The organism is Kribbella sancticallisti (assembly GCF_039530625.1).
GTDB classification, from domain to species: Bacteria; Actinomycetota; Actinomycetes; order Propionibacteriales; family Kribbellaceae; genus Kribbella; species Kribbella sancticallisti.
In genome coordinates this window covers 149,890-157,329 of record NZ_BAAAOS010000054.1, presented here as the reverse complement: position 1 = coordinate 157,329, position 7,440 = coordinate 149,890, and the positions used below count along the sequence as shown (strand labels likewise).

8 protein-coding genes are annotated in these 7,440 nt (G+C 68.8%); 5 read left to right on the top strand and 3 right to left on the bottom strand.

Annotated elements, in window-relative coordinates; translation table 11 throughout:
- Positions 1 to 110: 110 nt before the first annotated feature.
- Complete coding sequence (locus ABD255_RS34220) at positions 111 to 716, bottom strand: DUF4245 domain-containing protein (RefSeq protein ID WP_344220918.1); 606 nt, start codon at positions 714 to 716, stop codon at positions 111 to 113.
- Positions 717 to 778: 62 nt separating this feature from the next.
- Between ABD255_RS34220 and glpX the strand changes: the two genes are divergently transcribed.
- Positions 779 to 1,813, top strand: coding sequence for a class II fructose-bisphosphatase (glpX, locus tag ABD255_RS34215; protein ID WP_344220917.1), 1,035 nt, complete (start codon positions 779 to 781; stop codon positions 1,811 to 1,813).
- Positions 1,814 to 1,928: 115 nt separating this feature from the next.
- Positions 1,929 to 2,933 (top strand): carbohydrate kinase family protein, encoded by a 1,005-nt coding sequence (locus tag ABD255_RS34210; protein WP_344220916.1) that lies wholly within the window; start codon positions 1,929 to 1,931, stop codon positions 2,931 to 2,933.
- 9 nt (positions 2,934 to 2,942) lie between these two features.
- Here ABD255_RS34210 and ABD255_RS34205 read toward each other — a convergent pair whose 3' ends face one another.
- Positions 2,943 to 3,743, bottom strand: a complete 801-nt coding sequence (locus ABD255_RS34205; protein ID WP_344220915.1) for a hypothetical protein — start codon at positions 3,741 to 3,743, stop codon at positions 2,943 to 2,945.
- A 70-nt stretch (positions 3,744 to 3,813) separates the two neighbouring features.
- On the opposite strand from ABD255_RS34205, the gene ABD255_RS34200 reads away from it, so the two are divergent.
- On the top strand, positions 3,814 to 4,317 hold the full coding sequence (locus ABD255_RS34200) for a hypothetical protein (RefSeq protein WP_344220914.1): 504 nt from the start codon (positions 3,814 to 3,816) through the stop codon (positions 4,315 to 4,317).
- On the opposite strand, the gene ABD255_RS34195 is transcribed toward ABD255_RS34200, so the two are convergent.
- Complete coding sequence (locus tag ABD255_RS34195) at positions 4,318 to 5,007, bottom strand: DUF1707 SHOCT-like domain-containing protein (protein ID WP_344220913.1); 690 nt, start codon at positions 5,005 to 5,007, stop codon at positions 4,318 to 4,320.
- A gap of 143 nt (positions 5,008 to 5,150) precedes the next feature.
- Here ABD255_RS34195 and ABD255_RS34190 point away from each other — a divergent pair, with 143 nt between their 5' ends.
- Together ABD255_RS34190 and ABD255_RS34185 are read left to right on the top strand one after the other, a co-directional pair.
- Positions 5,151 to 5,636, top strand: a complete 486-nt coding sequence (locus ABD255_RS34190; protein WP_344220912.1) for a hypothetical protein — start codon at positions 5,151 to 5,153, stop codon at positions 5,634 to 5,636.
- A gap of 120 nt (positions 5,637 to 5,756) precedes the next feature.
- Positions 5,757 to 7,424, top strand: a complete 1,668-nt coding sequence (locus ABD255_RS34185; RefSeq protein ID WP_344220911.1) for a fumarate hydratase — start codon at positions 5,757 to 5,759, stop codon at positions 7,422 to 7,424.
- Positions 7,425 to 7,440 lie beyond the last annotated feature (16 nt).

Here is a 7,440-nt window from a genome sequence, read left to right as displayed (position 1 = left end):
GCCACACCGCGTCAGCAATCAGCAAACGCCCAGGTCACGCGCCCAAGCGGCCGACTTTGCCGAGGCCCTGGGTGGCTCAGCGTGTCAACGGCTGAACAAATCCGGGCCGGTCAGCGCAAAGTCGCGGCAAACGTTTCAAGGGTTTGATATCCGGCATTTCCGGTCACGATGGTGGTGACGCCGGAGCCGACCAGCACCAGCGCCTGCTCATCACGCCTGTCCAGCAGGGTTTTCCGCTGCCAGGTGACGCCCGCGACGGTCGACGTACCGTCGTCGGCGGTCTTGCCGAGTTCCTCGTTCAGATAAGCCTTGCCGGTGACGTTGGACTGCTCCAGGCCGACGTATTTCTTGTCCGCGGTGACAATTCCCAGATGCCAGGTGATCGGGCTTTGCTCCGGCGCCCGGAATTGCACACTGGTGGCCTGCCAGCCGGCCGGCATCGGATCCGGGCCGCGGATCCAGGACGCCACCTTCTTCGCGTCCTCCACCTGAGCCGTGTACTCGATCGCGCGGACCTTCTCCTCCTTCGGCCGCCAGGTGACGAAGTACAGGAATCCCACCACGATGAAGCAGGCCAGCAACGCCCAGACCATGTTGGTCAAAGTACGTGCCTTGGCCCGGTCCACCTTGTTCTGGGCACGGTAGGCCTCAGCCTCCGCCCGGGCCCTGGTCTGTTCCGCGCGGACCCTGGCCTGCTCCTCACTCGTCGAGCTCATGTGACCAGTGTCCCCCGAGACCGATCTCGGCGGGACACCGACCGTTGGCTACGATCCGTGGCATGAACGACCCGTCCACTCCCCCTGCCCATCTCGAGGTCGGCGCCGACGCCCCCGACCGCAACCTGGCCCTCGAACTGGTCCGGGTCACCGAGGCCGCCGCGATGGCCGCCGGACGCTGGGTCGGGCGCGGCGACAAGAACGGCGCCGACGGCGCGGCGGTGAACGCGATGCGCACGCTGATCGGCACCGTCGGGATGAACGGCGTGGTGGTGATCGGCGAGGGCGAGAAGGACAACGCCCCGATGCTCTACAACGGCGAGCAGGTCGGCGCCGGCGACGGGCCGGAGTGCGACGTCGCGGTCGACCCGGTGGACGGGACCACCCTGGTGGCCAAGGGGATGGCGAACGGCATCGCGGTGATGGCGGTGTCCGCGCGCAACTCGATGTACGACCCGTCCGCGGTCTTCTACATGGAGAAGCTCGTCGTCGGCCCCGAGGCGGCCGACGTGGTGGACATCCGGCTGCCGGTCGCGGAGAACATCCGCCGGGTGGCGAAGGCGAAGGGCTCCACGGTCGACGACGTCACGGTGGTCCTGCTCGACCGGCCGCGGCACGAGGACCTGGCCGCGCAGATCCGGGCCACCGGCGCGCGGATCAAGTTCATCAGCGACGGCGACGTGGCCGGCGCGGTGGAGGCGGCCCGGCCGGACACCGGCCTGGACATGCTGGTCGGCATCGGCGGTACGCCGGAAGGCATCATCGCCGCCTGCGCGATGAAGTGCATGGGCGGCCTGATCCAGGGCCGGCTGTGGCCCCGCGACGACGAGGAGCGGCAGAAGGCGATCGACGCCGGTCACGACCTCGACCGGGTGCTGTCCACCGACGACCTGGTCAGCGGCGACGACTGCTTCTTCGTCGCCACCGGCATCACCGACGGTGAGCTGCTCCGTGGGGTCCGTTACCGCAGTTCGATCGCCCGCACCCACTCGCTGGTGATGCGTTCGCGCAGCGGCACGATCCGCAGCATCGAGAGCGAGCACCAACTGTCCAAGCTGCGCGCCTACTCCGCGATCGACTTCGAGCACGCCCGATGACTCTGCTCATGCCGCGCCTCCGGCGCGGCGGGTCACGGGGCTATGACTCCCGGCCTTCCCTCGTCGCTCCAGTCGCTTCGCTCCCTCCGCTCCTCAGTCCAGGCCGGGAGGCCCCGTGAGCGCGCCCGTCCTCGTCATCGGCGAGGCTCTGGTGGACATCGTCTCCAACGGGTCCACCGGCACCAACAACCCGGGCGGTTCCGGCTCGGGACCGGGCGGCTCCGGTGGCTCCGGTGGCTCCGGGCGGAACGCCAAGAACGGCACGAAGGCGACGCCTGGCGGGTCGCCTGCCAACGTCGCGGTCGGTCTGGCCCGGCTCGGCCTGCCGACCGAACTGGTCACCCGCTTCGGCACCGACCCGTACGGCGACCAACTCGGCGCGCACCTGTTCGGCAACGGCGTCCAACTCTCCCCCGGCTCCGTCGACCCGAACTTTCGCACCAGTACTGCGACCGCCACGCTCGACGCGGCAGGTGTCGCCTCCTACCAGTTCGACATCACCTGGGAGCCGCCGAAGCTGTCGCTGCGCCGGGGATGTCCCGCGGTCCACACCGGCTCGATCGCGACCGTGCTCGAACCAGGCGCGAACGCGATCCGCGAGTTCCTCGGCACGCTGGTCGACCAGCCCGTCACCGTGACGCTCGACCCGAACGCCCGCCCGACGATCACCCCAGACCCGGAGAGCACCTGGGCCGCAGTACGAGGGTTGGCTGCGCTGGCGGACCTGGTCAAGCTGAGCGACGAGGACTGCGAGTTCCTCCGGCCGGGGATGTCGCCGGACGCGATCGCGGCCGAGTTGCTGACCGTCGACCGGACCCGATGTGTGGTGATCACCCGCGGCGGCGAGGGCGCTCTCGGAGTCAGCCGGACGGCTCGCGTCGAGGTCACCGCTCCCCCGATCACGGTGGTCGACACGGTCGGCGCGGGCGATTCGTTCATGTCGGCGCTGATCGCGGGGCTGCACGCCCGCGGGTTGCTGGGCGCAGTACGGCTGGAGGGTCTGGACGAGCAGTCGCTGCACGACGTCGTCGACTACGCGGTCAAGGCCGCAGCCATCACCTGCACCCGCCACGGCGCCGACCCACCCACCGCAGCCGAGCACACGTCTACCTGGGGCTGACCCCGCCGATCACCGCCGCTTGCGCCGCCCCACCAGATACCCCACGCCGCTGGCGGCCCCCAGCACTCCGCACAGGCCAGTCATGACCGCCCAGCCCGTGCGGTCCTCGCGGGCGGACTCGACCTCCCAGACAGCCCGAGCCCGCGCCGGCCGCGCGACGGCGTACTCGACCGGCAACCGATCGTCCAGCCGCAGGAAGTGCTCGCCTGGATCCCGGTCGATCTCGATCACGTGGTCCTTCGCGGCCACGACGTACCGAACGAGTACGGAGCCGGCGCCCTTGTCGATCCACCCCGGCTCCTCGACCTCGACCACCGCACCGTCGACGACCGCGGTCGGCTCGTCCCAGGGCCGGGAATCGTGCCACGCCTTGACACCCAGCGATCCGAAGATCACGACCATCAACCCGAAGAACGCGACCAGCGAACCGGGCACGAGTGGTTCACCGGGGCGACGCCATCCGTGCTCGGCCTTTACCGCGTGCCGGCCGCGGGGCGATTCGTGGTCGGTAGCGAGCGCGCCCGGGGCGATACCGCGAATCCACAGGACGGCGACCACCACGCCTGACATGACCATCCAGGCCAGCAAGCTGAACAGGCCGATCATGAAGCCGGTGTCGGCGGCGGCTGAGACCGACGTACCGGCGAGCAGCCCGACCAGCGCCCCGACTCCGGCACCGAGCCCAGCGGCGACGGCCATACCGCCGAGGGTCCCCAGGGTGAAGAGCCACGAGCCGGACTCCGCCAGTTCGTAGAACGCGGCGGGACCGCGGACGAAGATCCAGTTGAGCATCGAGCGGATCCGCGCCATGCGAGCAGTCTCCCTTACCCGGGGAGCTGAATCGCACCTACAGTGTGCGAACTACTGCTGGGGAGATCACGTGACAGTGATGGGTGAGGCTGCGCCGGGAGTTTGGGCGGAGGAGTTCGAGCGGAGCGGACGGGTGGTGTTTCCGCAGCGGAGGCGACGGATCTGGGTTCGGCTCGGGTTGATGCTGCTCGCGGGGCTCTATGGGGCCGGGACCATGTCGGATGCCTTCGGCGACGCCGGTGGTGGAGGCCTTTTCGCGATGATCTATTTCGCGCTGTACGCGGCGGTGGCGGTTTTCTTTGGCTGGCAGTTGGTGACGCGGCGGCCGGTGCTCACGGTCGACCGGACGGGGATTCGGTACGGCAGGCGGAAGCCGGGGCTCGCGTGGGAGGACGTGGCCACGATCGGCTTCGTGAGCGGCGGCCCGAAGATCATGCGGACCCTGCCGGTCATTCCCCAGAGCGTCTGGGCGAATCCGCTCAACGTGCAGCAGGACAACGTGAAAGACCTGCAGGCCTTCGCCGGCTGGCTGACCGAGGTGCTCGCGCGGCGGCGGAGCGCAGTACAGGAGTGATCAGGTCAGGCGGAGGCGCTTGCTGAGGCGGGGGCCTCGCTTGACCTTGATGTCGCCGAGGATGGCGGTGCCGCGGATGTGGAAGACCTTGACCGGGGTCTGGTCGGGCTGGACGACGCCGCCGATGCCGGCCTCCTGCTCGCTGACGGAGCCGAGGATCGGGTTGCTGTCCAGGTGCACGATGGCGTTCTGGGGGACGCGGATCTTCACGTCGGCGAGGATCGACTTCACGTCGATGAAGTACTCGTCGTACTGCATCTGGGCCTCGGTGTAGTCCAGCGTCACGTCACCGAGGACCGCGTGCACCTCCTGGCGCTGCGGGGCCAGCCAGTTGCCCATCCGCTTGGAGTCGGACAGGAAGACGTTGATCACCGGCGCGACCTGGTTCAGGCTCTGGTGACCCACAGGAGCCGTGGCCGACGTCGGTGCCGTCGGGCCGTTCGGGAGGTCCGCGGCGATCTCCACCAGCTCGCCGTACGTCTTGGCGGCGTACAAGGTCTCCAGCCGGTCCTCGAGCTCGGTGTAGCTCAGCCGGCCCTCACCCGCGGCCTCCCGGAGTACGTCGGCGACCTCCTCCCGCTCGAGGTCGGAGACGCGGCGCCGCAGTGCCAACTCGTCACCGGTCGGCTGCGCGTCCTGCCGCGGCAAGTCCTGCGGGCTGTTCGCTTGGGGAACCTCGTCTTGGGCCACGACCAAACCTTACGCGCGAGAACGGCCACTCGCCGATGCGTTATCACCCCGGTCCACCCCTGACGCAAACCCTGAGATGTCAGTCGAAGTGAACCCGGCGCCGCGTCATTCTGGCCGCTCAGCCTTCACCGAGGAGACAAACCTTGAAACGAACGATGACCGTGTTCGCCGCGCTCGTCACCGCGGTAGCGGCACTCTGGATCCAGCCGTCCGCCGCTCAGGCCGCGCCCTACAGTTCGGGCAACTACGGCGCCTTCGCCTATGAGGGCTCCTACCCGACCATCGGTGGGTGCAGCGGCACCTTCTTCCTTCCGTCCGACGTCCCCGGCGGCTCGGTCCAGTACGCCAGTTGGCAGGGCCGCCAGGTCAAGCTGGAGTTCTACTACTCGCACCGCTGCGGTGCCTACGGGCGGGTCAGCAACGCACCGCAGGGCTGTACGGTCTACGTCTACCGCGACTCCAACGGTGACCGAAACTACGACGGAGTCGTGGGTGAGAGCGTCGATCCCGGCATCGACTTCGCCTACACCAAGATCGCCAACAACCTGAACGGACGGCTCGCGAAGGCGACCCTGGTCTGCCGGGACGTCCACGGTTCCTGGGCGCTCGCCGCCACCGACTGGTACTGATCCGGCGGCCCTCGCTCCGGCGTGAGGGACGGCACAGTCCGTCCCCTGTCGGAGCGGGGGCGACCCAGGCGGCTTAGGCTGAGCACCAAACTCAGACCACTTGCCTGGAGGTACGCACCGGTGTCCGCCGACTTCAGTTACTCCGACCTGCTCCCGCTGGGCGCCGACGACACGGAGTACCGGCTCCTCACCACCGAGGGAGTGAGCACGTTCACCGCCGGCGGGCGGACCTTCCTGCAGGTCGAGCCGGCCGCGTTGCAACTGCTCACCGCCGAGGCGATGCATGACATCTCCCACTACCTCCGTACTGCGCACCTCGCGCAACTGCGCCGGATCATCGACGACCCGGAGGCGTCCGGGAACGACCGGTTCGTCGCGCTCGACCTGCTGAAGAACGCGAACATCTCGGCCGGCGGCGTGCTGCCGATGTGCCAGGACACCGGTACGGCGATCGTGATGGGCAAGAAGTCCGAGGGCGTGCTCACCGGAGCCGTGGACGAGGAGTGGATCAGCCGCGGCGTGTACGACGCGTACACGAAGCTGAACCTGCGCTACTCCCAGATGGCGCCGCTGACCATGTGGGACGAGAAGAACACCGGGTCGAACCTGCCGGCCCAGATCGAGCTCTACTCCACCCCCGGCGGCTCCGCCGATCCGGCGTACAAGTTCCTCTTCATGGCCAAGGGCGGCGGCTCGGCGAACAAGTCGTTCCTGTTCCAGGAGACCAAGGCGGTGCTCAACCCGGACGGGATGATGAAGTTCCTGGACGAGAAGATCCGCTCGCTCGGGACCGCCGCCTGCCCGCCGTACCACCTCGCGATCGTCGTCGGCGGTACCTCGGCGGAGTACGCGCTGAAGACCGCGAAGTACGCGTCCGCGCACTACCTCGACGCGCTGCCGACCACCGGTTCACCCCTCGGGCACGGGTTCCGCGATCTGGAACTGGAGCAGCAGGTGTTCGAGCTGACCCAGCAGTTCGGGATCGGCGCACAGTTCGGCGGCAAGTACTTCTGCCACGACGTCCGGGTGATCCGGCTGCCGCGGCACGGCGCGTCCTGCCCGGTCGCGATCGCGGTGTCCTGCTCGGCCGACCGGCAGGCGCTCGCGAAGATCACCCCCGAGGGCGTCTTCCTGGAGCAGCTCGAGCGGGATCCCGCCCGGTTCCTGCCGGACACCACCGACGAGCACCTGAGCGACGACGCCGCGGTCGTCCGGATCGACCTGAACCGGCCGATGAGCGAGATCCGCGCTGAACTGTCGAAGCTGCCGGTGAAGACCCGGCTGTCGCTGAACGGTCCGCTGGTGGTGGCGCGCGACATCGCCCACGCCAAGATCAAGGAGCGGCTGGACGCGGGCGAGCCGATGCCGCAGTACCTGAAGGACCACGCCGTGTACTACGCCGGCCCGGCCAAGACCCCCGAGGGCTACGCCTCCGGCTCGTTCGGCCCCACCACGGCCGGCCGGATGGACGCGTACGTCGACCAGTTCCAGGCCGCCGGCGGTTCCTTCGTGATGCTTGCCAAGGGCAACCGCTCGGCCAAGGTGACGCAGGCCTGCAAGGACCACGGCGGCTTCTACCTCGGCTCGATCGGCGGCCCCGCGGCCCGGCTCGCGCAGGACTGCATCAAGTCCGTCGACGTGATCGAGTACGCCGAACTGGGGATGGAGGCGGTCTGGAAGATCGAGGTCGAGGACTTCCCCGCCTTCGTCGTCGTCGATGACAAGGGCAACGACTTCTTCACCTCGACCGCCAAGCCGGTCCCCCTGACCGTCCGCCCCCGCAGCTAGCCGGTCTGAGCACCCG

Bases quoted from the DNA above. Each gene is read 5' to 3' on its own strand.
- ABD255_RS34220 (WP_344220918.1), bottom strand. From the start codon at position 716: ATGAGCTCGACGAGTGAGGAGCAGGCCAGGGTCCGCGCGGAACAGACC.
- glpX (WP_344220917.1), top strand. From the start codon at position 779: ATGAACGACCCGTCCACTCCCCCTGCCCATCTCGAGGTCGGCGCCGAC.
- ABD255_RS34205 (WP_344220915.1), bottom strand. From the start codon at position 3,743: ATGGCGCGGATCCGCTCGATGCTCAACTGGATCTTCGTCCGCGGTCCC.